Source organism: Neobacillus drentensis (genome assembly GCF_036966985.1).
Taxonomy (GTDB): domain Bacteria; phylum Bacillota; class Bacilli; order Bacillales; family Cytobacillaceae; genus Neobacillus; species Neobacillus drentensis_E.
The window spans coordinates 1-1,292 of sequence record NZ_JBALSN010000739.1 but is presented as its reverse complement, the minus strand read 5'-3'; the positions used below and the strand labels follow the sequence as shown (position 1 = coordinate 1,292).

The following is a 1,292-nucleotide window of genomic DNA, read 5'->3' as shown; positions in this document are numbered from 1 at the left end:
TAAGCAAAATAAATTATGAATAAAGAATTATTTGTTTTGATCATCTCATGGACTGTATCTATAGGAATGTTGTGGTGGAAAATACCAAGGAATAAGCTTAGGGAATTACACTTTGTTTTCTTGTTTGCCCAAGCGATAGGATGGTTGTACGTATTTATTCAAACTAAATTAGGGAATATAATCTTTCCATATCGTGAGTTTCCTTACGCATCTGATATGTTAATTTCTTTACATTACATTATCTATCCAACTTTTAATGTCTTTTATATTATGTGGTATCCAATGAATAAGGGGAAATTTGTACGAATCTTCTATACTTTGATATTCATTGGTATACATCAACTGTACGAATACTTATTAGCTCGCTATACAGATTTAATTGAAAATAAGAACTGGCATTGGTCATACGGCTTGCTGTCAAAACTCATAGTTTATTTCATCATTTTAAGCTTTTTCAAATGGTATAAAAAAGGATTAAAGACACCCAATTAAAAGGTTATCAAATAGTAATTTCAAAAAAAGATAATTGTAATTAACAGTCTTTTTCCAAAATGAGAGATTGTTGTTAGGAATTTTACTTAAACGAAAGTGTGCNNTAACGAAGCAGGTTAGTGAAAGAAGAAATGAAGTAGAATGTTGTAGGATTAAGGATTAAAATCAAGAATTGGTAAAATCAATGGATATTTATTTTTTCAGTTGCAGAGGAACAAAATATTAGATACTCAAATTTTTCTGGCATAAGAAAGGAAGGTGTTTTGATTAAGTTTGTTCAGAACACCTTTTCCCGTAGAAGGACTAATGACTTTTCTTTTTAACGATATTTAGCTAAAGAAAAGGGTTATGTCCTTTTTATGCATCTGGGATAATCGTAAAAGCGATTGTTCGAACTGGAGCATCTTTCCCATTGTTCTCACTCGGAGCATGATAATATTTAGTCATTAATTCAGTTAATTCGTTCTCAAATTGTTTAAACCTCTCATCACTCATCTTTAATTCCACTAGAGAAAAAGTGGCACCATCCTCTGGACTGTTTTGATTTTCTAATTTTTCAAGGTAACTCTGATATTGAGACATAACTAATAATTGGTAATAAGAAACATAATCAAGCTTCTCCTGATGAGATGCTTTTTTCCATTCCTTTACATTAAGTCTAGCCTCATTTTCATTTAATGTGTAGTATTTTTCAGACACAGATTTTACTTTTCTTTCTTTCATAACTCGTATAATACCTGCATCCAGCAAAATTTGTATATGTCGATAGAGTGTTGCTTTGGGTACTCCTTTAATAATCT

At 30.7% G+C, this 1,292-nt stretch carries 2 protein-coding genes; one reads left to right on the top strand and one right to left on the bottom strand.

Annotated elements, in window-relative coordinates:
• Positions 1-15: 15 nt before the first annotated feature.
• Positions 16-492, top strand: a complete 477-nt coding sequence (locus V7659_RS32240; protein WP_420491797.1) for a CBO0543 family protein — start codon at positions 16-18, stop codon at positions 490-492.
• Positions 493-849: 357 nt separating this feature from the next.
• On the opposite strand, the gene V7659_RS31170 is transcribed toward V7659_RS32240, so the two are convergent.
• Positions 850-1,292, bottom strand: a 443-nt coding sequence (locus V7659_RS31170) for a transcriptional regulator (protein ID WP_335543861.1), incomplete at its 5' end; no start/stop codon positions are given.

What these genes read in the sequence shown, in the direction of transcription:
- V7659_RS32240 (WP_420491797.1), top strand. Translation starts at nt 16, where the DNA reads ATGAATAAAGAATTATTTGTTTTGATCATCTCATGGACTGTATCTATA.